This is a genomic window from Lysinibacillus sp. Ag94 (assembly GCF_023242215.1).
Classification (GTDB): Bacteria; Bacillota; Bacilli; order Bacillales_A; family Planococcaceae; genus Lysinibacillus.
Genome location: NZ_CP096780.1, coordinates 460,546 through 483,704, shown reverse-complemented (window position 1 = coordinate 483,704; position 23,159 = coordinate 460,546). Strand labels below are relative to the sequence as shown.

The following is a 23,159-nucleotide window of genomic DNA, read 5'->3' as shown; positions in this document are numbered from 1 at the left end:
GTTCCCCCCTAATCCGCTATCAAAGTTTATTTTTCATACCTGATAGCTTATTTTTCAAATACAATTTCTCATTTTTAGACAAATATAAAAAATAAATAGAAAAACAATATACTACTGAATAGAAACCGCTAAAAATAAATAATGTTAACCAATTATTTATTATAAATAAATCCCTTACAACAAAGCCTCCCGCAGCAATGATTGCTGTAATTACGATTAATTTTCCAATCTGTAACCAGTAGTTAATCATATTTAGTTTTAATACTTTATGATAATAAATATTTAAAACGAATACATTCCCTATAAACACAAAGATAGAGGTAATAACTGCTGTTCCTATACTGCCATATAATCTTATAATAGGAATGGAGATTAACACGTTTAATATTGCACAAATGATTAGTGAATAGGCTCTAAAAGAATACTTTCCTTTTGCTTGCATAATTACTAGGCCTAGATTTTGTATTAAATCTAATGAAAAGGCAGACATTAAAATAATGACGATATAATATGCCAGCTTATACGATTCTCCAACCCAAAGGTCAATAAATATTTCCCCAATTAAAACAAAGCCTGATAAAAATAAGCCTAATACAAAAGTTTGGAATTTACTTACTTTAATAAATAATGAGTTGAGTCTTTTTAAATAATTCGTCTCACTCACAAGATGAGTAACTCTAGCTAAAAATACGCTATTTATAGCAATCGATAAAGACATAAATATATTCACAAATTGAATCGCTAATGCATAAACAGCCACTACCTCAGGATTTTTCAATATCCCGAGCAAAATTTGGTCTGTTTGCCAGTACAGCTTATCTGCTATAGCGACAACAAAAATGATTAATGAGTACTTAATAATTTCTTTTCTTAAAGTACTCTCAATCGGCTGAAATGTCATTTTAATGCGCAAAGTCTTTTTGTAGTAATAATAGCTTGCAAATAATGCCCCTATATTAACAAATGCTAATATCGTAGTTAAAATAATGATGTTCGATGAATAGAAAAGAAAGATTACCGACAAAATAGGCGTTAATGAAATTCTAATAACATTGATCAATTTTAAAAATATAAATTTTTCATATGCTTGGAGCACTGCAGAAAATGTATTTAAAATAAAGCCTACAGCAAAATTAATTGTTAATATTAGAATCATCCATTGTAATGTTTTAATTTGTTCACCTGAAAAATCATTCGATACGATGTTACCTAAATTCCATGAAATCGATAGACCCAATACAATTGTAATAAGCCCTATGTATGAAAAAATCTTATAGAAAAATCCTACTAATTTGGATTCATTCTCTTTCGTCCCATTTACTTGATTTTCAGCCACATATCTTACAATTGCATTCCCTATCCCTAAATCCAGCAGCGATAAGTAACCTGCTACCGCTAATGCCAATGCATAAATTCCATAATCTACTTGCCCTAAAGTACGAATCAAAAATGGGGTATAAAGCAAACCAACAATAAATGTTATAGCGATTGAAACATAATTTAACATGATACCTAATTTTAATTGATTCATATGATAAATCCTTATTTATTTTAATGATATATTGGTATTACAGTAGTGATAAACAGCATGATCTACTTAAATAATTGCTTGAGTAACTAAAAATATTTATAACTGCTGTATATTTTTATACAGTTTTATACTTCTCAACCCGTTGTTAAAGCGAAACTTTTTAATGTAAACCATTAAATTATTCTTATGCTCTTGATAGTTATCTAGCTGACTTTTATTTAAGTGTAATCTATAAACGACTGCAGCGGGTAATCGATATCCCTCTAGAGCATCTATTAAAATGGCCTTTCTTTTTTCTATTAGACAGTTCTCATCTATTATTTGAATAGCCTCTTCTATCCATTCAATATCTTTATATACTTTATCAAAAGTGTTTTTACTTAAAGAATCCTCTACTCCGATATTGTAACTAGTTAGTTCTTTTAGAACACATCCAGCTTTTTTCGCATATAATAAAACTTCAATAAAGAAAAGCATATCTTCACCATAAGTGATATCTTCTCTAAAAGAAATGTTATGATCTATCAAGATATTCTTTCTAACTAACCATGAATCTGTGTTAACATCAATTTTACTTAAAATGAAATCTCTCAAAATATCGTTGCTATTCGGAGTCATCTTTGATCTTACTGATTTACCATTACTTAAAAAGTTTTTGTAATGCTTCGTTAGTACAACGTCACAGTGCTTCTCACTACTAAACTGAATTGTTTCTTGTAAAAACATTTCGTGATAGTAATCATCTGCATCTAAAAATGATACGTATTCTCCCATTGAAACAGCAATTCCGTAATTCCGAGTGTATGAAACACCTTTGTTTTCTTGCGAAAAGCACCTAATTTTGTGAGGGTATTTTTTTTTATAGAATTCCATAATCTGTTCTGTTTCATCAATTGATCCATCATTTATTAAAATCAATTCAAAATCCTGATAGATTTGCTTCAAAACAGATTCAATCGACTGCTTCAGTCTAGGCCCTTTATTATAGATTGGAATAATAACGGAAACTTTAGGCATTTGTTATGCCTCCTTCTTAAAATCTGTGTTAAATAAACAGTATGCTAGCTACTATACTTAAGCTTCTCTTTTTTATTACACATGTCCTCTGAAAAATGTTTCACAAAAATGATTATTAATGGTATCCAACCAATAATCCGCAGACGAGAACTCGTACCAAAATTATCATTTGAAATGCTTATTAATAAAAACCAGATAACTACTTGCATAAGTAGGAATACTTCCACATTAGAAAAATATTTAATTCTCCTTATTAAATATATACTAATAAAGAAAAATACTACTCCCTCTGTTACCATTAAAATCAGTGTAGCGCCTCCAGTAACTTGCCATGGGAACGGTCCTATGAAATTACTCATAAAACTATATAAATAGTTTAAATAAAATAAGACGATGTTAGGATGATCGAGAGAAATGCCCATTTGGCTTCCCCCTGCCTCCAAGTTTACTTGTCGGTACTGTAAAACATCTGAAAATGAGAGCCCTACTATTGGAAGTTTAACATCTCGAAATAGCGCATAAAATACTGATAATCCTATAAATAATATCCCGCCCACTTTATAAAGCTTTATCTTTTTCTTACTCATTTGCTTCAACATTAAATAAATCATAGACCCTATTAAAAAGCTTAACAACGCATATTTCCTATATCCACCAAGCATTAGTAAAGCAAATACTAATAATATTAAATTAAAGGTTCTTGGCCATTTTCCATTGCTAATAAAAACGTTAATAAAAAGATATAGGGATAATAAATAAAAGGTATAAATCCATATATCACGATAAATTGAAAGTGTTGAATTCAATAATAGGCTGGGATAAAAAGTTAGTATTAATATTAATAATGTTGCTGACATATGAAAGGCTTTTTTATTAACTATTTTCTTTAGAATTAATAAAGAGGTAGCTAGAATAATTATATTTGCAATATAATTAAAAAATCTTAAAACCATTACACTATCTGTCTTGAAGAGACTCAAAATTCCACCAAGCACCCAAATGTGTATTGATGTATATATATATGGCTCACCATTTGCAAATTTCATTGCTTGTTCATAATAGAATTGTCCATCATCACCACCGCCAAATATCGGCAGAGACAGTCCGTTATACCCACTATTTACACTAAAAAAATAAATAATGGTCGACAATAGGAAATACAGCAAACTATATCCCACTATATAAAGAAATCCTTGTATTTTCATTTTTATTTATCCCCTAATCAATTGGAATACTATATGCAATATTCCCCTTAATTGCACTAAGGCTTTTACTATTGCCTCGCCATACTTTATTATTAGCAACCTTTATAACGGTTTCCTTCAATTCATCATTAGACATAAAAAGAATGCTTTCCAGCAATACATATAATTCTTTCTCCTCCAATGGATTCGCCCGTCCGATATGAATCCCTGGGAAAACATGCTCCTCTTGTATTTCTTCCTCGTTCAGTAGCTCCTCATACATTTTCTCACCTGGACGTAAGCCACTAAATTCAATATTAATTTCATCTTCCTTAAAACCAGATAACTGAATTAAATTGCGGGCTAAATCTACAATCTTTACAGGCTCACCCATATCCAATACATATATTTCACCATTGCCGCCTAATGTTCCAGCTTGCAATACTAATCGAGAAGCCTCTGGGATTGTCATGAAATATCTGGTCATATCAGGATGAGTAACAGTCACTGGACCACCTGCCGCAATTTGTTTCTTAAATAAAGGAATGACAGAACCTCTTGAACCTAGAACATTACCAAATCGTACAGCTGCAAATTTCGTCTGACTATCCTTCGCTAAATTTTGGACAACCATTTCAGCTATTCTTTTAGTAGCTCCCATAACATTGGGTGGATTTACTGCTTTATCAGTTGAGATCATTACAAAATTTCCAACATTAAACTCATGTGCAGCCTCGGCAACATTTTTTGTACCAAATATATTATTTTTCACAGCCTCAAGTGGATTATACTCCATTAATGGTACATGTTTATGAGCTGCAGCATGATAAATAACATCTGGTTCATACTGCTTCATAATCTCGAAAATTCTATTTCTATCCTTTATATCTGCAATAATTGTTATTAATTCTGTACCAGTACTTCTTTGTTGAAGCTCCATATGAATTGTATAAATTGAGTTTTCCCCATGCCCTAAAAGAATTAGCTTTTTCGGTTGAAAATTCATGACTTGACGACAAATTTCAGAACCAATAGAACCCCCAGCACCTGTAATTAGTATTGTTTTATCTGTTAGTTTTTGTGAAATAGCAACCATATTTAGTTTAACTTCATCTCGCCCAAGTAAGTCTTCAATTTGAACTTCTTTCATCTCATTAACAGCTACTTTTCCTGTCATCACATCTTCAATACTTGGCATCACTTTTACAGGTAAGTTTGTTTCTGCACAATCCTCATAAATACTTTTTATACCAATACGTCCTAAAGAAGGAATAGCGATAATAATTTCATCAATCCCGTACTTAATTACAAGCCTTGGAATATCTTTCGTAGTACCCGCTACTGTAACATTCATTACTTTTAGCTGTTGTTTGCTCAAATCATCATCTATAAATATTACTGGTAAACGATCTGGGTTCGGTGAATGTATTAAATTCCTAGCAAGCATTGTACCACCTTGTCCCGCTCCAACAATGAGGATACGCTTTAAATTTGTCGTGTTTCTAAATGATTCTTTATCATTTAACACTCGTAATATAAAACGTGAGCCACCAATCATAATAATATGCAACATCCAGGTAATAGCCATAATACGCATATATACATCATTTTTGATTATATATTGCATACCGCTAGCCGTTGCTATAGAGATTGTAACTGCATAAGTAATTGTTAAAAGTTCTCGAACAGACGCAACACTCCACATACGATTGTAAAGATGAAAGAAGTACGCCGCAATGTGATGACTAATTAATAGCGTTATAGCACTAACTAAGATAACTTTATCCGAATAACCACTAATTGTTGGATTTAATAGCCAATAACTAATAAATATAGCTGACAGTACTATACAGGAATCTATGATAAAAAATAGCATATAACGCATTTGATAACTCATTCAAAGCTGACCTCTCTTATATCTATTTAACTACTGCACTGTTCTTCCAATAATGTCTAAAGAATATTCCACCTAATCCAAGTATTACACCTATTACTAACCCAATTGCTAGATTTATCGGTTTATTCGGTGAAGTCGGTCTTTCAGCTAAAGTTGGCTCTGCAATAACTCGAATAAAAGGATCAGGCTTAAAACTATCTAATCCTGTTTTTACAGATTGATAATTAGAAAGTGTTTTTCGATATTCTTCTGATTTCGCTTGAATTTGAGCCTGCATTTGTAGCAATTGATTTTGTAAACTACCACCTATATTTGATAATGTAGTTGTTTGTTCTTCCGAAATATTTAAAACAATTTCAGATTTAAGTACTGTCTGTAAAACTAAAATCTCAGGTAACTTGTGTTCCCGAATTGTTTTGTTATATTGCTCGATAATCATTTCTATTTCTTTTGATAATGAACCAGCTTCTAACTTATATGTCGCCTCCAAATCTTTTAATGTTATCTGCACAGATTCATTCATTTTTTGCTTTGTTGCTTCCATTAATATTTGTAACTGTTGCTGTGCATCCTTTGCAGAGTTCGACAAATATTTTAATTGTACTAAGTTTTTGGCGGGATCAGCATCAACTGTTGCTACTAAATTCTTTTCATTGAAATTGATTTTTATACCAGCATCCTTTAAGGCTTGTTGCATAGCTGGCTTATTTTGAATACGCTGAGCATAGATATTTGGCGTGAATTCTGAAGCTACATAGTTTGCCATAATCCCTGTGTCCTGTACGCTACTCGCCACTTGTATAACTGCCTTCGATTCATATTTTTCATCTACTATAAACCAGCTTGTAACTCCTGTTAAAAGCATACATACAATTATACATATAGCAATAACTGCCTTACCCTTCCAAACAATCTCTAATATCTCTCGTAACTCAATTGTCTCTTCCATTAATCTGCTCCTTATTTTTCAAAGATATTGCTAGTAATATTCCTACAATAGCCCATAATGGTGCTGAAATACCTGGTAAACTATCATTAAAGAAAGCCTGAATTAAATAAGCTCCCCATGCAACACCTAATATCCAAATAATTGAACTATTTTCTTTAATAGCTATCTGTATAGTTTTAAGTAGTGTTAGAACTACTAATATAACCATACTTAATAAACCCAAGATACCAGTTCCATATAACCAACCGATATACATATTATGCGGTTTATCCACAATTGTAGTTTCATACATCATTCCGGCACGTGAATCAATATTATAATGAGGAAAGTTGTACATCAACGTATCTAATCCATAACCCAAGAACGGGCGTTCTTTCATCAAATTCATAACTTTCCCCCAAATATAAACACGTCCTGATCCAGCAGACATTCCCCACTCTGGCAATACAGGTAACTCAAATTTCTCAGCAGCATAAGCCTTCTGCATCCATTCGAAATTCATATGATTTTCAATACTAGTTACTGGAGCAGGTTCTTCTTTAATATAAGGATTTGACTTGGCCACAAACCCAACTGATTCAGTCCAAACACGAGAATCCTTACTAGCCAACACATGAAAAACAGGTGTACTCGCAACTAAAAACACTACGATCATAGCAAAGCCTTGCACTTTCCTCTCTGATCGAAATGAAACAAATAGAACAACAATCATCAACACACAAACTGTTACAAAACCACTTGTCGAAATAGCCATAAGCATAACTGCAATCGACATTACAGCAACAACTAAATGTCCTATAGCTTGTCCAATATTTTTCTCTAGAACCGCCGCTGTTAAAAACATCACTGTCATGATTGCGAACATTCCACTCATATAGTTCCATTGATTTAAAGTTCCCACTAAAGTAGAACCTTCAGTAATATCTGCTCCTTCAGGTAAAAACAACTTTACAATTTTACTAACAGCACTATTTTGTAATAAATCATGTCCATAAAAGTTCATTGAAATAATAAATAAGTTGATAACCACAAATGGATAGAGTGAATATAAAATATAGTTTAATGCTTTTTTGGGATACTCAATATTCATTGCAATAAAGAATAGAGATAAATAACATAGCCAACTTATTGCTCCATCTGATTGGTTATACATTCCATGTATTGCAATTGAGATGTTTGGTGATAAAATTGTTGATAATACAATAGCAACAGCGAATGCTCCTATTGCATAATTCAGTTTTGTTTTACGAATTTCACCATTCATGAATAAGATTTTAGCCATAAACATGATAGCTGCGATAATTGTAATTATCTGTACAAATAATGCTTTAAAATGTGTGAATAGATCCCCCTTTGTTCCACCGGTTAAAGAATCTACATTTGTAATTAGAGGCGATTGTACTTCTGTTACACCGGCCATAACTACTAATGGCACAATGCCAATTACAACAAGTAGCAATCTAAATATCCATTTATCTACAGACTTTTGAGATTTAATATCTTCCTCAACATCTCGATAAGTTACTTTTTCGTAGAACTTACTCATCCTTTTATGTACCTTCCTTTATTGCAAATTTTCGCTTTGAGCTAGTAATGTAGCAACATGCTCTTGATAATTTGGCATTTCCTCGGGTGCCCAACCCCATTCTTGGCAACGCAAAAGAACTGTTTTAGCATCGTCATACCTTTCAACGGCAACAAATAATTCTCCAAGTTGAATCATGAACATAGGATCTTCTACCTTATGAGGATTTATATCCAATGTTTTTTGCATATATATCGTTGCTTGTTTCAGATCGCCTTTATTCGCAGCTATAATTGCAGCTAAATAATTGGCTATTTCTGAATTTGGTTCTCCCTTTAATACCTTTGAAATTGCTTCCCAAGCATCTTCAAATTTACCTTCTGCTTGCAATTGAGCAGCTTGATTATATAAAGCCTCTTTTGCTGCAAATTTTTCGTCCTGCTTGCTTGCCATCACATTCGCTACAATCAAACCAACTAAAATAAACGCAACTATACCAGACAAAATATATTTTCTAACAGGTTCATTAAATGTCATACCATTCTACCTTTCTTATAAAAACGTCTTTTTCAGATATAGCTATTATACATTAAATTAACATATCTATGTAACTAACCCGTAATTTTGTATGAAAAACTATCCAAATTTATCTCACTTTAGTTTACTCGCTCTACATCCCGTGTAGCCAGTCAAAGTGAAAAGGGCTTTGACAGACTGCACTGGATGTAGAACACTCCATAACATAGTTTCTACAAAAAGCACGATAGTAACTTTATAAATGAGATATATGTACACACCAATTAATTATATTAAGTTTAGATTCTTTTAATTGATTGACCATCAATACTGAATAAAATAGGAGGAAGTGATTAACTCCTGACGTCTTACACTATCTACGTACGATTCCGTATACAGGTGGTTCAATTAAGATGAATAACGCAAAGTTTCGTAACGCAATTGTAGACTTTTTAGCCCCTTTGCTCTCCAAATAGGAATTGCCAAGCGTTTTTGTATAGTTTGAGACTTTTGGAGTTGCGCCAGTATCTTTTTCATATTTCCCTATTCGTATGCTGTTTTGATAAAACTTTTAAATGAATGAGATTTCTGGTTCTTGTTTTTGGGAATGTTTAGGACTTGTACCCTATAGCTCATACGCATTTCGGGCGCATATACAAATAAAAGACTTTGTGGAATTATCCACAAAGTCTTTTACATTAAAGCTATATATTACTTAATTACTACAGGTGTAGTAGGATAAGAAATTACGTTGCTTGCTTTACCATCAATTACAAATTTATTAATTGTAGTATTAGCTGGGATTCCAGCACCAGTAAATTTAACAACTACTGATTTTTTACCATCGTTTACAGAAGCTACAGTACCAGTATACATATTATCGTTGATTACAACTTTATCACCAGTAGCTACATTTAACGCAGATGAGAATGTAAATGTAACTTCTTGATTTTTACCTGCTTTACCCTCAGTACTATCTAATTTTACACCATTAACAGTATAAGAGAATTTTCCATCTCTATCTTCAGTTAACTCAAGGCTACCGTTTTTAACTGCAGCTTTAACCTTAACTTTTGAATTTTTGTTAATTTTGTAAACTAAGTCTTCTAAATCTGCATAGATTAGTTCGTCAGTTGCTAAAGCATTTTTATGATATGTGAAAGTAATACCATCTACCATTAACGAATTAGCTGTCTTATCAGTTAGTTCAGTAGCAGCAACAGTTGCAGTAGCAGCAGATGTAGTTTCACCAGCTACAGTCACAATTGCACTATTTAATGTAGTAACGAATTTATCAACTACTACTTCTTTACCACCAGAAATAGTTGCACGTACAATTTTAAATGTTACTTTACCTTCTGAATCTTTGATGTATTGTACATCAACACCATTTTTATATTTCTGTAACTCTTCAACAAATGAATCTAAATCAGCAATTTCAGAGTTGTTCTCAGTTACAAATTTAGCATCCTTAAGAGAAACAGGTTTTTTACCAACAAATGTTAATTTTTTATCAGCAGTATTTACAGATTCAACACTACCAATGTAGTTGTTTGGTACTTCATCTTTTGCAGTAAATGTTGCAGTTGCTTCTTTAGCAGTAAATGCATAGTCTTTACCATCAGTATTAAGTGCAACACCTGTAGCGATTACTCTAACAGAAGTTGATTTACCCTCAGCTGACTCAACGATTAAATCAGTAGAAGAATGAGTAGATGTAGGATATGTTACTGTAGTACTACGGTTTGGTGAAACGATTTCACCGTCAATTTTGATGTCTTCAGCACCAGTGTTGAAAATAGTGTAAGATACTTTTTTAACTGAAGTACCTGGCATTTTTTTGCCACTTTGGTTTACTAATTCAGCGCTGAATACAGCTTTTTCAGTAGCATCAAATTTTGTTACTGCTTTAGAAAGATTTGTTTCTTTGTATGATTTAATAGCTGAACCATCAAGGAATGGTGCTTGGAAGTAAGAAATTGGTGCGACAGCTTTTGGTTCACCCTCATCAAGAGTAGCTTCTTTAGCGTTTGAACTGTTGATATCAATCCAAGCTACTGGTGTTGCATAGTCATTTGGTGTATCTGAACCAATAACAAATGTTGCTTCACCTTTATCATTTGTTTTCACAGTAATTTGTTTGTCTGAATTAGCTTTATAATATACTTGAGTATCTCCATCAGTATTTACAAATCTAGCATTCGTATTTGTAGAAATAATACGATCTATGTTTTCGTTAAATGCTACATTAACGATTTCATTTTTAGCTACTTTACCATCTTTATCTTTAACAATCACTTTATATTCGCGACCATTAGTAGCACCAGTAGCAGCTACTTCTTTACCTTCACGAGTAACTTCAATTTTGTACTCAGCTTGAGTTGCTCCAAATGTTACTTTAGCAGCATTTGCTTGTAAAACTGATGCGTCATATTTTTTGCGGTCAGTATTAGCCACGTTGTTGCTAGTAGTAGGTTCTAAATCATATACTACTGGAGTTACTGCAGCATTTGTACCTGATACTGTGAATGTTGCTTCACCTTTTGAATCTGTTGTGATTTGTGCTGCATCTAATAGTGTGCCATTGCTTAATTGTAAAGCTTTAACACCGTTAACTGTAGCATTTGCTACTTTATCAGATGTAACATTCATATTTTCAACAAAACCAACATTGAATGTTTTATTCGCTTCTGCTTTACCAGTCGTTGGGTTTTTGTATGTTACTTTATAAGTTTTGTTAGCACCATTATTAACTGAAGAACCTGTAGCTACTTCTTCAATTGATAAGATAGTGTCAACACCCCAGAATACATGACCAGTTGCGAATTTAGAACGATCACCAGTTGCATAAGCAGTTACTGCATCAGTACCAGCTGCGTAACGTGTGTAAGAATATGAAGCTACACCGTTCTCATCTGTATATGCCTCACCAGTGATTGTAGGATAAACTGCATCGTTTTTACCTGGTACATAGAAAGTAACAGGAATACCAGCTTTAGATTGGCCATCAGCTACAGAAACTTGTGCTTTTACAGTAACTTGTTGACCAAGTTTACCTTGAGTCGCTGAAGATACCATTTCAACTTTAGTTGGGTTTACAGCTGAGATACCTTTGAATTTACCGATTTCATCGCCAGCAAGAGATACAGTGTACTCTTTGTCAGCTGTTTGTGGTGCAGTAGTTAAAACAACAACTTTTTTGTTAGTTTGTTTTACAGCTGCATTTTTAACTTCTAGATCTTTGATTTCGAAGTTTAGAGCTTGTACGTTTTCAACTTCTTGGTCAAATGTGATTTCAACAGTTGTGCTGTTGATAGCTTTTACAGCAGCTTTTGCAGGAGCTGTAACTTCCATTTTCATTGTACGATCTAGGAATGAAGCGAATTGAGCACGAGTAATTGTGTCATATGGTTTGAATGCTTTACCTGGTAGTGTAGCTGCTTTTGTTAACTCAGCATACTCTAAAGCAGTGATTGCTTCACGTTGTTCAGTATTAAGACCGCCTAAGTCAGAGATTTCGCTCGTGAATTTAGCATCTTTGTACTCTTTAACTAGATCTACGTCTTTGATTTCTTTGATAGCACGAACTAAAACGATTGCCATTTGTTGACGTGCCATATTTTGTGAGTAGTTTAAGTTGCCGTTTGCACCGTTAAATGCGCCTGCTTCTTTAGCAAGTGCAGCATATTGCACTAATTCTTTATCAGCAGTTGTTACTGGTAGATCGTTGAAGCGTTGTTTTGTATTCCAGTCAGTTGGAATTTCATAACCTTCAGTTTCTAACCAGCGACCTAATAATTTAACCACTTGACCACGAGAAACAAATTGGTCTGGTTTGAATGTGCCATCTGGATATCCTTTGATGATACCAGCATCTACAAGATTGCTGATCGCATCTTTGTGCGAGTTAGTGTCTGTTACATCTGTGAAACTTGCTGCTGAAGCCACTGGTACGATAGCTGATGCTACTAATGTAGCTGTAGCAGCTGTTGCTACGAATTTTTTGTATTTCTTTGGTTGGTTAGCCATAGAAAAATTTCCTCCTCTAAGTTCATAAAATATGTCTCTACTACAAATACATAGAAATGCAGTAAATAAACAACTACACATAAAAGTATAGTTGCATACCTAAAAGTTGTCAATCATATTTTGGGAAAGTTTCTAATTCATTTCCGGAAAAACATGGGCATACAACTCTCTTTTACCATTGTCATCTATTTAAGCTGATTTTTCAAGTATTATTACACATCTTTTCCAACAATAATTTGGTACATAAACCTTATATGTTCAATGTTTTTACATTAATAAACAATTATAGATTAGCAACCCATTTTCGTTATTATTAAAATTGGTAATTCTTTTTGATTATATGGAAATTGTAAGGGCGTAAAAGTAAGAAGACATATCGGTGAATATTCTGTGGGACGCATCTATGTTTTAATGCAGTATTATATTTCCAGACACGAAAAAAGCTCAAGCATATAAATGCTTGAGCTTTTTTCGCTTGGGCTACCAACCGTTGTTTCCTTGCAGGGAATTCTATTTATTTCATAGAGGAAATTCCTATACAAATACAGTCTAACACTTTCAATTTAAAACGACAATACCAATTTTTAAAAATTATTACCGTTTCTGCCTTGCCACTTCCAATAAAAATAATGGCAGTGCAATTTGACGCTTGATACGCTTAGGTTCTTTCATTAATCGATAAAACCATTCAAGGCCAAATTTTTGGAAAATCTCTGGTGCACGTTTAACTGTACCCGCCAGCACATCGAATGATCCACCTACGCCTTGATAAATAGTTGGATGTAATTGATCGCGATTTGCATTAATCCAGTTTTCTTGCTTTGGACTGCCCATCGCTACAAAGAGTAGATCGGGCTGCGCTTCATTAATGCGGTCAAGTACCTTCTGTTCGTCCTTTTCATAGCCGTCCTGTGTGCCGACTATTTTAATAGAAGGAAATAATGATTCTAGTTTTGCTTTAGCCGCATCTGCAACACCTGGTTTTCCTCCGTAAAGGAAAATAGGCTTGCCACGTTTTGCCGCTTCCTCGCAAAGCTTCATCATCATATCGACGCCTGTAACACGTTCACGAATTTGCCCTTTTTGAATTTTGGAAGCAAGAATAACACCGATGCCATCTGGAATTTGAAATTCCGCTTCGTTAAGCAGCTTCTTTAAAGCAGGGTCTTCTTTTGCCTTGATTATCTTTTCTGGATTGATAGCAACAACGAGCGCCTTTTGTTTTGTTTCAATACGCTCGAATGCCATCTCCATTAATTCATCGTAGCCTTCCGTATTGACATTGATGCCAAGTACTGTTTCTTTCATCGGTTTTTCGCATCTCCTAAAAGGTGGAACTGGAAGCCTGCTTCTTCCCATTTATCGCGTTTTAAGCAGTTTTTCGTATCAAAGACGATTTTTGATTTCGCTGTAATTTCTGCAGCGTCTAATGCTTTGAATTCATTATGATCCGTTAGAACAACGATGATATCTGCATCTTTTGTCGCTTCTTCAAGGCTTTGTGTTTGTGTAGCATGTTTGTTTTCTTTAATGTGTGGATCGTATGAAATAACGTCTAATCCAAGATTTTGTAGCTCGTCAATAACGATTGTCGATGGACTTTCACGCATGTCATCTACGTTACCTTTGAAGGCTAGTCCAAGTACAGCTACTTTGCCACCAGCAATTTTGTTTTGATTTAAGATTGCTTGTGTTTTTTGTGCTGTAAAGCTTGGCATACTATCATTTGTATTACGAGATAGGTGAATAATTTGGGCTGTCTCGCCTCCTAGCTCAACTAGGAACCAAGGGTCAACCGCGATACAGTGACCACCTACACCAGGACCTGGGAAGTGAACATTTACACGTGGGTGATAGTTCGCAAATTTAATCGCTTCCCAAATGTTTACGTCTAACTTCTCGGCTAATTTTGCAAGCTCATTGGCAAACGCAATGTTTACATCACGGTAAGTATTTTCCATTACTTTTACTAACTCAGCTGTAGTGGCATCTGTAAGGTGGATTGTACCGTTTACAAATGTTTGATAAAGCTCTTTTGTCATTTGAGCAGACTTGTCATCAATCCCACCAACGATACGATCGTTGTTCACTAATTCTTCAAAAATACGACCAGGAATAACACGCTCTGGTGAATGTGCTACAAATAAATCTACACCAAATTCAAGATTTGCTTTGATTAACTCTGGTAGCATAATGTGCTCTACAGTTTTCGGTGGTACTGTCGATTCAAGAATGACAAGGTCACCTTTTTTCAAGAATGGCACGATCGAAGCCGTAGCTTGACGCACATATTCTAAATTCGCTGTATTATCAGGATTAATTGGCGACGGAACAGCAACGATGAATACGTCCGCTTCCTGTGGTGTCGTTGACGCCGTTAAGAAACCTTCATCTACTGCTTTGTTCAAGCGCTCCTGTAATCCATTTTCTTCAATATGAAGTTTTTTCTCTTGAATACTTTTTACTGCTGCCGGGTTTACGTCCACCCCATGTACTTTTATGCCGTGGTTGGCAAACATTACAGCCGTTGGTAAACCGATGTAGCCAAGTCCAACGACACAAATTGATTTAGTCATTCTCTATTCTTCCTTCCGTTTCAAAAACGAGTAGTCATTGTTATATGTTCTATAAATGCGTGATGCATTTTGTTCTGCATTATAGTATACATCTTTCCACTGAAAGTGTGAATCAATTTGTTACTTTGAAGCTGTTTTCTGTGTCCGATTAGCAAAATTTTTGTCGGTTTGTGGCGCTTTTGGCACGTTTATCAGCGATTTTTTGAGTTTTATCAGCGATTATATAAGTTTTATCAGCGATGTTCAGGGGTTTATCAGCGATTATGCTGGTCTTATCAGCGATGTTCAGGAGTTTATCAGCGATTCATCTATAAACCAGACAATTTGTAACTCGAGTATTTATTAGATCCGCTTCGTGGTAATTGTAATTTTTGTAATATACGTTTTGCTATATGCTCGCTTCCAATCATCAAAAAATCACGACATTCACGATTCGTTATCGTTTCACCAATAAGCATATAATAATCTTTTAGTGCCTGAATATGAGCATCGCGACACCGATGTTGACACATCTGGCAATGCCAACCTATTTTCAATTTCTCCATCCCAAACTCCGCACAGTTTTCACAATAAACACCACGCCGCAAAGCAGAGTCATCAATTTGATAGTATTGGCAAAGCGGAAATGGTGTCTTATCCCGTAAATGTGACAAAATAAGGTTTTTGATTGCTGTCATTGTTACTGTCTCTTTGTTCTTCTCTATATGTTGGTGCAGAAATATCGGTAGCTCTTTTGCCATTAAAATCGGCAATCGTCCGTCCTCTCGATGAATATTTACATTATTAAACGGGAAGACAACAGCCCCATAAATGGGTATAGAAATGTGTTGGGTGTGTAAGAAATGTCTCATTCCTTGAATATATTGTTCAAGTTGAATTTCAGGATGCGTAAAAACATGAACCTCTCCAGATTCCGATGTACGAATGAGCTGGCGTGGGTCACTTTTAAAATGTACAGTTCCTCGAATATTTTTAATTTCTAATAGAATAATAGCGTTGGGGACAATGAGTAAAATATCAATTTGCATGGGAATAACAGAGGGAAGTATAACATTGTGGAAAATGTAGCAATCGTTGAGCAGCGCTATTTGCTGTAGTTCCTTCATAACATATTGCTCACCAAAATCGCCTGCTTCTTTAATTTTAAGTTCCTGCTGAAGACTTTGATATTGTGGATGCGTGGGCTGCAACCGAGTCACAAGGGCTTGAAGTCCTTTAGTCAATGAAGATGGTGCAAAGGGTTTTACTAGCAATCTATTCTCTCCTTTTCTATTTGAATTTTAATTGGTTTATCAGCTAGTTTAGGATTCTTTCAGCGATTATAGCATGTCTATCAGCAGTTTTCACTTTTTATCAGCGATTGTTTCACTCTTATCAGCGATTTTCACCTTTTTATCAGCGATTACTTCACTCTTATCAGCGATTTTCACCTTTTTATCAGCGATTACTTCACTCTTATCAGCGATTTTCACCTTTTTATCAGCGATTACTTCACTCTTATCAGCGATTGTTTCTCTCTTATCAGCGGTCCTCACTTTTTTATCATCGATTTCTCACTTTTATCATCGATTGTTTTTCTCTTATCAGCGATATTCACCTTTTTATCAGCGATGATCCCTTTTCTATCTGCGATCCTCTCTTCTTTATAAGCTTCCACTAAAAAAGGAATCTCCTTTAGTATCGGGGATTCCTTGTTGTTCCGCTTTCGAGTAGTTTTAGAATCGATTGTGCTTGTTGCATGTGCATTGCTAGTACATATTGGCTTGCTTGCATTAGGATTTGTGCTTTTACCATGTTCATCATTTCTTTTGCGATATCGGCATCGCGAATGCGGGATTCGGCATCTTGTAGGTTTTCTGCTGTGTTTACGTTTGCGTTATAGGCGTGCTCTAGGCGATTTTGGTAGGCGCCTAGTCTTGAGCGTTCGCTTGATACACGTTTTAAGGCCTCGTCCATTGTGGAAATCGTTTTGTTGGCGTCGTCTCGAGTTGCGATGGATGTCTTATCGTCCAAGCCAAGTGCTCCAGCACCCATATTGCCAATAAACAGCTCGATACTTTGGCCTGCGTTGGCACCTGCTTGAATTTTAATACCGTTTGTAGCATAATCCCCATTTAGTAATGTCTTTGTGTTAAACTCAGTGTCTTTCGAGATGCGTTGAATTTCTTTTTTTAGCTCCTGAAATTCCATATCGAGGTTCTCCCGATCACTATCTGTTAAAGTATCATTGCTCGCCTGGACTGCGAGCTCACGCATGCGCTGAATCATATCATGTACTTCATTTAGTGCACCCTCAGCTGTTTGAACGAGTGATATACCATCCTGGATATTTTTAGCTGCCATGTTCAAGCCGCGTATTTGTGCACGCATTTTTTCGGAAATCGCAAGTCCCGCTGGATCATCCGCAGCACTATTGATGCGGTAGCCTGAAGAAATTCGAAGCATTGCCTTGTTCATTGCACCGTAATGTTTATTCATATTATTTAAAATTGACAACCCCGTTGCTGACCATTTTCCAAGCATTATTTCACCACCCCTATTGTTGTTTATATCGGTCTATGTGAGATTCTTTTAAGTTTATTTTGGTAATGTATACTAATTTAATAGGTTCTATAAATCAATAACTTTTAGTTCATTTTCATATTTTAGACTTTAGACCCAGCAATATATAAAAGCACCCGCTTTTCACATATGAAAAGTAGGTGCTTAATTGCAATACCGTGTATTCAATTTTCGAAACCTCCGAGTTGATGGTTCTTTTGTTGTAGAAGTTCAAAAAAGAGATCTTTATTATGATCTAGTAAAGCCTGATCTATTAAATTATCAATGTTTTGCTGCTCCAATTCTGTAATGAGCTGATCTACTTCGCCAACAGTCAATGAAGAAACAAGTGGTAACTGAGGCTTTGGAGTAGCGCTTTCAAGAATTGGTGCTAGATGCTCATGCACATTTGTAATTAATAATAATTGATATAATGGCAGCCGGATAAAACGATTCCCTTTCTGGAAAACAAATACCTCGGATATATTTTCAATTTGTTGTGTATTCAAGTTGATAATCATCTCTTTACCTTCAATAGGAATGAAATGGAAAATCTCATTCTCTTTTAAAATAGAGAAATATTGATAAGCAAACACTAGACGTAGTTTATCTCCAGTGATTTTTGTGTAAAATGGCTTCATATATTGAACTTGCATCATCCTTATCCCTCCCTATTTATCTGATTATTCAGATTTTAACACAAATAAATTTTCTTGTTAACTATCTTCTCCTCGATTTTTTTATTTCAAATCATTCAGCTTATCATGTACGCATTTTAATCGTATAATGGAAGGACAGTCTTTTTTTCTTCATATTTACACATGCCCACTAGCTATACATTTTGAAAGGAGTGAGGTTATGGCATTGTCTATTGCCCAATTAGCTAAGGAACACCAAGAATTTATCCTTGCCAAATTACAGGAAGCTGAACAGGCGTTACATCCTTCCTCTACTGAAGACGAAGAGCTAGTGCGTCGTGCTGTTTTTTCAGTGCGGAATAAATCAGTTGTCTTTGAACGTTTTAATGGAGCAAGTTCTACATTATATGCAAGCGTACAGGATGTCAGACCTGCTACTGTAGAAATTGATTTTGCTAAAGAGGAGCTGCACTGTAACTGTCCTCAGCTGAAATGGTGTAGACATCAGGTTGGCTCATTGCTTGCTCTTTATCAGTATTTTGATTCGGTGCAAAATTGGTCAAGTGCATGGCGCGCTCAAAAATCAGTGCAATTAAAATCGTTAGCAGATGAACGAAGTCCAGAAAGCTGGAGATTGATGGTCGATGAAGTCATGAAACGTTTATTGCCACCTGGGCGAATTTTAGAAGGGTATGGCCTTTCAGCTATACGAACAGATGCATTGGAGCGACTTCAACGGCATATGCCTTTCGAGCGTGAGTGGCAGCCACTATATAAGCTTTTTATGGAGCTATCGATCTTTAATACAATATGGCGTCATTTAAATGAAACAAAAGGACATTCTTTGGATTCTCCTTATATGAAATATTTTATTGATCAAAGTGTCCAATCATTCGAAAGTACATTGACGGAGCTAACGGGACGATCACGACTTTTTGCCACTGATCCATTTTATGATGCGATTCAAGAGTTAGTTCGGGAATTTTTATTGGAACGACAAGGATTATTTGCTGATCGACTACAAATATATATGCTACTTTGGGCAGTGCTTTTTTATGAAAAGCCTCGTCGTGAACAGGAATTAGCACTTATAAATAATCTTGAAAATCCTTCACCTGAGATATCCTTGCAGTCATTGAAACTGCTATTTTATGTGCTGCTACAAAAAGAAAGTTTATTACAGGAAAGTATTGCACATATTGATGGACAACATATGCAGGACCTATTTGAGCTGGCTACTTTTGCAAAACGTGCTGGCGAATCACATGCACAGTCCATTATTTTACGTGCGATGCTACCATTTACCGAAGTCTTTTTACAGCAAACAGTGCCAGTTGTAAAACGAGCTCAATATGTAAGGCAATTTCAGCTTTTATACGAAGACATTCAGCTTACGGAAGAACAGGAAGTTACATTATATAGTGCATTTGGTGTTTATGGGCTTCAACCGTTTTCGTTCCTTCTTATTAAAAAAGAACGTTATCGTGAATGGGCAGCCCTCCATCAGTTAAATCTCTCCTCCCTTTCTTATTTAGAAATGTGTGGATTAAAAGATGTACTTCAGGTTGCGCCTGCAACAGTATTGCCCTTATATCATCTATACGCCATGGCTGAAATTACACAAAAATCACGTATGAACTATAAGCAGGCTGTACGAATCTGGAAAAGTATGCGCAGTGCCGCAAAGCGTGCTGGTAAAACTGCTTATTTTGAGACATATATGCAAACAATTCGCGCAGAGTATAAACGACTTCGTGCATTACAAGAAGAAATTGAGAAAGGAAACTTAGTATGATGACTATAAATGCTCCTTCCCCGTTTTCAAAAAAGCAACAGCTTCGTATTCATGCAGCACAGGAAGGATATTTTACGTTACAGGGATATACTGCTGACGGTGTAGCAATAGAAGCAGACTCACTCATTTCTTCATTATTTTTTAACTATGAAGCGAATGTCTATGGTTTATTAACGAATCGCTCAGAACGTACGATTGAAGTTTCAACCTCTGAGCTCCTTGATATTTTTTCACGGCGCTATCTGCATCCTTTTATTGACTGGCAAGGTACGGACACAGAAAGTCAGGTATGGCTAGAAAAAGTGTCTGCTTTACAAACGTATTGGCAAGAGCCCTCGCTCTGGTCACACGCAGTGATTGCAGATGATTTTTCCACACTAACTTTCCCTATAGAAGGTGAAGATACAGCTTTATTAGAAACGGCAGTGCAGCAAAAACTAGCTCAAGCAGGTCTAATACTTTCTGATTTACCAAAGCTAATGCCATTTTTCTTGCGTGGTGGTTGGCCACTAGAGCAGGAACGACAGGCAGGTGCAGTTACTGTCTCCCTACGCTTAGGTGAGCCTGAAGAGGATTCAGATGTTTGGCTTTTAGAAACAGTACTAAGTACGCCTACAGCCAAAAACTACTGGACGCCAGCTATGCGAAAGCAGTCACTGCCAATCGCTGATGCTCTACCGACAAAATGGCAAATGTATGCTGATGCTATTGAACAGCAACAAGGACAAATTGTAGATCTTCTTTCTATTGAAGATTTACGTAGCGATATTTTCATCCGTATTATGCTTGACGATTTACAAGTTCGAACATTTTTACGTGAAGATTTAGCAAGATTACAAGCACTCGGCTTTGATGTTGTACTACCGGCTTGGCTAAAGGATTTAAAACAGTCAAAAATGCGTGTTCGCGTAAGTACTGGCAATGTAGCGACAAAGAAGGTTGCTGGACTAGATGATATTTTAACGTTCAAATGGCAGTTTTCTATGAATGGACAGTCCATTTCACCTGAGCAATTTAAAAAGCTTGTAGATGAGAAACGCGAATTTATTCGTATTGGTACAGAATGGTTCCGAGTCGATGCGAACTGGATGCAAGAAATGCGTGCATTGATGCAGCAAGCAGAAGATGAAAGCTGGACCGTTCGTGAATTGCTATTCCGCGAGTTACCAGAGGATTTATCCTTACCTCTTGAAGAAGAGGATGCCGATGATGCAATGCGAGATGACCCGATTTTTGCATTTGAATTGCAAAAATCACTTAAATCCTATATGGAGCAGCTTCAGGAGAAAAAAGGACTCCCTACTGTCCAGGTTCCTACATCTTTGCAGGCAGAATTACGTCCTTATCAGCATGAGGGCTTTGAATGGCTTGTCTTTATGCGAGAACAAGGCTTTGGTGCATGCCTAGCTGATGATATGGGTCTTGGTAAAACGGTTCAGCTTATTTCATATTTACTTCATCTTTATGAAACAACTGAGGATACAAAACCGTCCATCATTATTTGCCCTACGTCTGTGCTAGGCAACTGGCAAAAGGAACTTGCTCGTTTTGCTCCTTCCTTGAGTGTGCATACGCATTATCAGGCGAATCGAGCAAAGGAGGACGCTTTTAAAGAGCTAGTAGGAAGAGAAAAACCACATGTGATTTTATCTACCTATGGCACGGTATCACAGGATGCAGAGTTTTTACAGGAAGTAGAATGGGCAACCGTTGTGCTAGACGAGGCTCAAAATATTAAAAATATGCAAACGCTACAATCAAGGGCTATTCGTAAATTACAAGGGACGCATCATATTGCTTTAACGGGTACGCCAGTAGAAAATCGTTTGTCGGAGCTATGGGCAATTTTTGACTTTATCCATAAGGGCTATTTAGGTAGCTTCGGCCGCTTTAATGAAGAATTTATTTTACCTATAGAACGAGATGAGTCGGAGTCACATAAACAGAAGTTACGTGCAAAAATTCAAGCATTTTTACTTCGTCGTACAAAGCGTGACCCACACTTACAGCTTAACTTACCAGATAAACAAGAGTCTCATGAATACTGCCCATTAACAACTGAGCAAGCATCTCTATACGAAGGATATATATTAGAGACGCTCGATCAGCTGGAGCAATTAACAGGCTTTCAAAAGAAGGGACGCGTCTTAAAGATGCTCAGTAAGTTAAAACAATTATGTAATCATCCTGCCTTGTATTTAAAAGAACCTTTCGAGGATGCCGAATCAATGCTTATCCGTTCTACAAAATTAGAACGCATCGTGCAAATGGCTACAGAAATCGTGGACAATGGCGAGCAGTGCCTCATTTTCACACAATATATTGGAATGGGGCAGTTACTACAGCATTGTTTTAGTGAACTATATAATATTGATGCACCTTTCTTAACAGGTGCAATGCCTAAGCAGCAGCGTGACCGCTTAGTAGAGACTTTCCAGGCAGGAGATTTTCCAATATTTATCCTTTCCTTAAAAGCGGGTGGAACAGGGCTTAATTTAACAGCTGCAAATCATGTATTACATGCAGATCGCTGGTGGAATCCTGCCGTTGAAAATCAAGCGACAGACCGTGCATATCGAATTGGTCAAACACAATTTGTACAAGTGCATAAGTTTGTTACTATTGGCACTATCGAAGAGAAAATTGATAAAATGCTAGCCCAAAAATCTGCACTATCAGAAGAACTAATTCAATCAAGCCAGTGGTTAACTGAATTAGCAGATGACGAACTTCGTGATTTAATGAAACTCGATTTTTAAAGATGTGAGATGCGCCAAGAGCACAACGTTCTTGGCGCTCTTTTATTTCAGTGGATCTTCTGTTACTTCTTCCCCTACTTACTTCATATATATATTTAGTTGTGTGTAATATGCTCTTTGCTGTGCGGTCTTCAGCAATGAACTTCGTTATGAAATTTAGACATCATCCTTTCTAAATTGATTACGGCGCAAGAATAGAAGG

General features: G+C 35.7%; 17 protein-coding genes. 2 read left to right on the top strand and 15 right to left on the bottom strand.

Features of this window, described 5'->3' with window-relative positions; genetic code table 11:
• Positions 1 to 19: 19 nt before the first annotated feature.
• The 15 genes from MY533_RS02175 to MY533_RS02110 all read right to left on the bottom strand — a co-directional run bounded on the left by MY533_RS02175 (position 20) and on the right by MY533_RS02110 (position 18,424).
• Entirely contained in the window at positions 20 to 1,531 is a 1,512-nt protein-coding gene (locus tag MY533_RS02175; RefSeq protein WP_248717849.1) for an oligosaccharide flippase family protein, read from the bottom strand.
• A gap of 96 nt (positions 1,532 to 1,627) precedes the next feature.
• Positions 1,628 to 2,548 carry a glycosyltransferase family 2 protein gene (locus tag MY533_RS02170; protein WP_248717848.1) on the bottom strand — a complete coding sequence of 307 codons (921 nt, stop codon included), beginning with the start codon at positions 2,546 to 2,548 and terminating at the stop codon, positions 1,628 to 1,630.
• Between the two features lie 44 nt (positions 2,549 to 2,592).
• Positions 2,593 to 3,753 (bottom strand): hypothetical protein, encoded by a 1,161-nt coding sequence (locus MY533_RS02165; protein WP_248717847.1) that lies wholly within the window; start codon positions 3,751 to 3,753, stop codon positions 2,593 to 2,595.
• 13 nt (positions 3,754 to 3,766) lie between these two features.
• Complete coding sequence (locus MY533_RS02160; protein ID WP_248717846.1) at positions 3,767 to 5,629, bottom strand: polysaccharide biosynthesis protein; 1,863 nt, start codon at positions 5,627 to 5,629, stop codon at positions 3,767 to 3,769.
• Between the two features lie 22 nt (positions 5,630 to 5,651).
• The gene (locus MY533_RS02155) at positions 5,652 to 6,578 is read right to left on the bottom strand and encodes a Wzz/FepE/Etk N-terminal domain-containing protein (protein ID WP_248717845.1); all 927 of its coding nucleotides are present in this window, start codon (positions 6,576 to 6,578) and stop codon (positions 5,652 to 5,654) included.
• Positions 6,562 to 8,124, bottom strand: a complete 1,563-nt coding sequence (locus MY533_RS02150; RefSeq protein WP_248717844.1) for an O-antigen ligase family protein — start codon at positions 8,122 to 8,124, stop codon at positions 6,562 to 6,564. The genes MY533_RS02155 and MY533_RS02150 overlap by 17 nt, the downstream gene beginning before the upstream one ends.
• 18 nt (positions 8,125 to 8,142) lie before the next feature.
• Complete coding sequence (locus tag MY533_RS02145; protein ID WP_248717843.1) at positions 8,143 to 8,640, bottom strand: tetratricopeptide repeat protein; 498 nt, start codon at positions 8,638 to 8,640, stop codon at positions 8,143 to 8,145.
• Positions 8,641 to 9,330: 690 nt separating this feature from the next.
• On the bottom strand, positions 9,331 to 12,648 hold the full coding sequence (locus tag MY533_RS02140; protein WP_248717842.1) for an S-layer homology domain-containing protein: 3,318 nt from the start codon (positions 12,646 to 12,648) through the stop codon (positions 9,331 to 9,333).
• Positions 12,649 to 13,242: 594 nt separating this feature from the next.
• Positions 13,243 to 13,956 carry a WecB/TagA/CpsF family glycosyltransferase gene (locus MY533_RS02135; RefSeq protein WP_132360410.1) on the bottom strand — a complete coding sequence of 238 codons (714 nt, stop codon included), beginning with the start codon at positions 13,954 to 13,956 and terminating at the stop codon, positions 13,243 to 13,245.
• Complete coding sequence (locus MY533_RS02130; protein WP_248717841.1) at positions 13,953 to 15,224, bottom strand: nucleotide sugar dehydrogenase; 1,272 nt, start codon at positions 15,222 to 15,224, stop codon at positions 13,953 to 13,955. The genes MY533_RS02135 and MY533_RS02130 overlap by 4 nt, the downstream gene beginning before the upstream one ends.
• Before the next feature lie 308 nt (positions 15,225 to 15,532).
• Positions 15,533 to 16,477, bottom strand: coding sequence for a nuclease-related domain-containing protein (locus MY533_RS02125; RefSeq protein ID WP_248717840.1), 945 nt, complete (start codon positions 16,475 to 16,477; stop codon positions 15,533 to 15,535).
• Positions 16,478 to 16,567: 90 nt separating this feature from the next.
• Positions 16,568 to 16,759, bottom strand: a complete 192-nt coding sequence (locus MY533_RS02120; RefSeq protein ID WP_248717839.1) for a hypothetical protein — start codon at positions 16,757 to 16,759, stop codon at positions 16,568 to 16,570.
• Complete coding sequence (locus MY533_RS22070) at positions 16,756 to 16,881, bottom strand: hypothetical protein (RefSeq protein ID WP_256469497.1); 126 nt, start codon at positions 16,879 to 16,881, stop codon at positions 16,756 to 16,758. The genes MY533_RS02120 and MY533_RS22070 overlap by 4 nt, the downstream gene beginning before the upstream one ends.
• Positions 16,882 to 16,898: 17 nt before the next feature.
• Complete coding sequence (locus MY533_RS02115) at positions 16,899 to 17,747, bottom strand: flagellin N-terminal helical domain-containing protein (RefSeq protein WP_132360404.1); 849 nt, start codon at positions 17,745 to 17,747, stop codon at positions 16,899 to 16,901.
• Positions 17,748 to 17,950: 203 nt separating this feature from the next.
• Positions 17,951 to 18,424, bottom strand: a complete 474-nt coding sequence (locus MY533_RS02110) for an IDEAL domain-containing protein (protein WP_132360402.1) — start codon at positions 18,422 to 18,424, stop codon at positions 17,951 to 17,953.
• A 199-nt stretch (positions 18,425 to 18,623) separates the two neighbouring features.
• Between MY533_RS02110 and MY533_RS02105 the strand changes: the two genes are divergently transcribed.
• The gene (locus MY533_RS02105) at positions 18,624 to 20,198 is read left to right on the top strand and encodes a hypothetical protein (protein WP_248717838.1); all 1,575 of its coding nucleotides are present in this window, start codon (positions 18,624 to 18,626) and stop codon (positions 20,196 to 20,198) included.
• Positions 20,195 to 22,957, top strand: a complete 2,763-nt coding sequence (locus tag MY533_RS02100; RefSeq protein ID WP_248717837.1) for a DEAD/DEAH box helicase — start codon at positions 20,195 to 20,197, stop codon at positions 22,955 to 22,957. Before MY533_RS02105 ends, MY533_RS02100 begins: the two co-directional genes overlap by 4 nt.
• Positions 22,958 to 23,159: the final 202 nt, after the last annotated feature.

Bases quoted from the DNA above. Each gene is read 5' to 3' on its own strand.
- MY533_RS02155 (WP_248717845.1), bottom strand. From the start codon at position 6,578: ATGGAAGAGACAATTGAGTTACGAGAGATATTAGAGATTGTTTGGAAG.
- MY533_RS02130 (WP_248717841.1), bottom strand. From the start codon at position 15,224: ATGACTAAATCAATTTGTGTCGTTGGACTTGGCTACATCGGTTTACCA.
- MY533_RS02160 (WP_248717846.1), bottom strand. From the start codon at position 5,629: ATGAGTTATCAAATGCGTTATATGCTATTTTTTATCATAGATTCCTGT.
- MY533_RS02165 (WP_248717847.1), bottom strand. From the start codon at position 3,753: ATGAAAATACAAGGATTTCTTTATATAGTGGGATATAGTTTGCTGTAT.
- MY533_RS02145 (WP_248717843.1), bottom strand. From the start codon at position 8,640: ATGACATTTAATGAACCTGTTAGAAAATATATTTTGTCTGGTATAGTT.
- MY533_RS02110 (WP_132360402.1), bottom strand. From the start codon at position 18,424: ATGATGCAAGTTCAATATATGAAGCCATTTTACACAAAAATCACTGGA.
- MY533_RS02100 (WP_248717837.1), top strand. From the start codon at position 20,195: ATGATGACTATAAATGCTCCTTCCCCGTTTTCAAAAAAGCAACAGCTT.
- MY533_RS02170 (WP_248717848.1), bottom strand. From the start codon at position 2,548: ATGCCTAAAGTTTCCGTTATTATTCCAATCTATAATAAAGGGCCTAGA.
- MY533_RS02135 (WP_132360410.1), bottom strand. From the start codon at position 13,956: ATGAAAGAAACAGTACTTGGCATCAATGTCAATACGGAAGGCTACGAT.
- MY533_RS02140 (WP_248717842.1), bottom strand. From the start codon at position 12,648: ATGGCTAACCAACCAAAGAAATACAAAAAATTCGTAGCAACAGCTGCT.
- MY533_RS02175 (WP_248717849.1), bottom strand. From the start codon at position 1,531: ATGAATCAATTAAAATTAGGTATCATGTTAAATTATGTTTCAATCGCT.
- MY533_RS02105 (WP_248717838.1), top strand. From the start codon at position 18,624: ATGGCATTGTCTATTGCCCAATTAGCTAAGGAACACCAAGAATTTATC.
- MY533_RS02150 (WP_248717844.1), bottom strand. From the start codon at position 8,124: ATGAGTAAGTTCTACGAAAAAGTAACTTATCGAGATGTTGAGGAAGAT.
- MY533_RS02115 (WP_132360404.1), bottom strand. From the start codon at position 17,747: ATGCTTGGAAAATGGTCAGCAACGGGGTTGTCAATTTTAAATAATATG.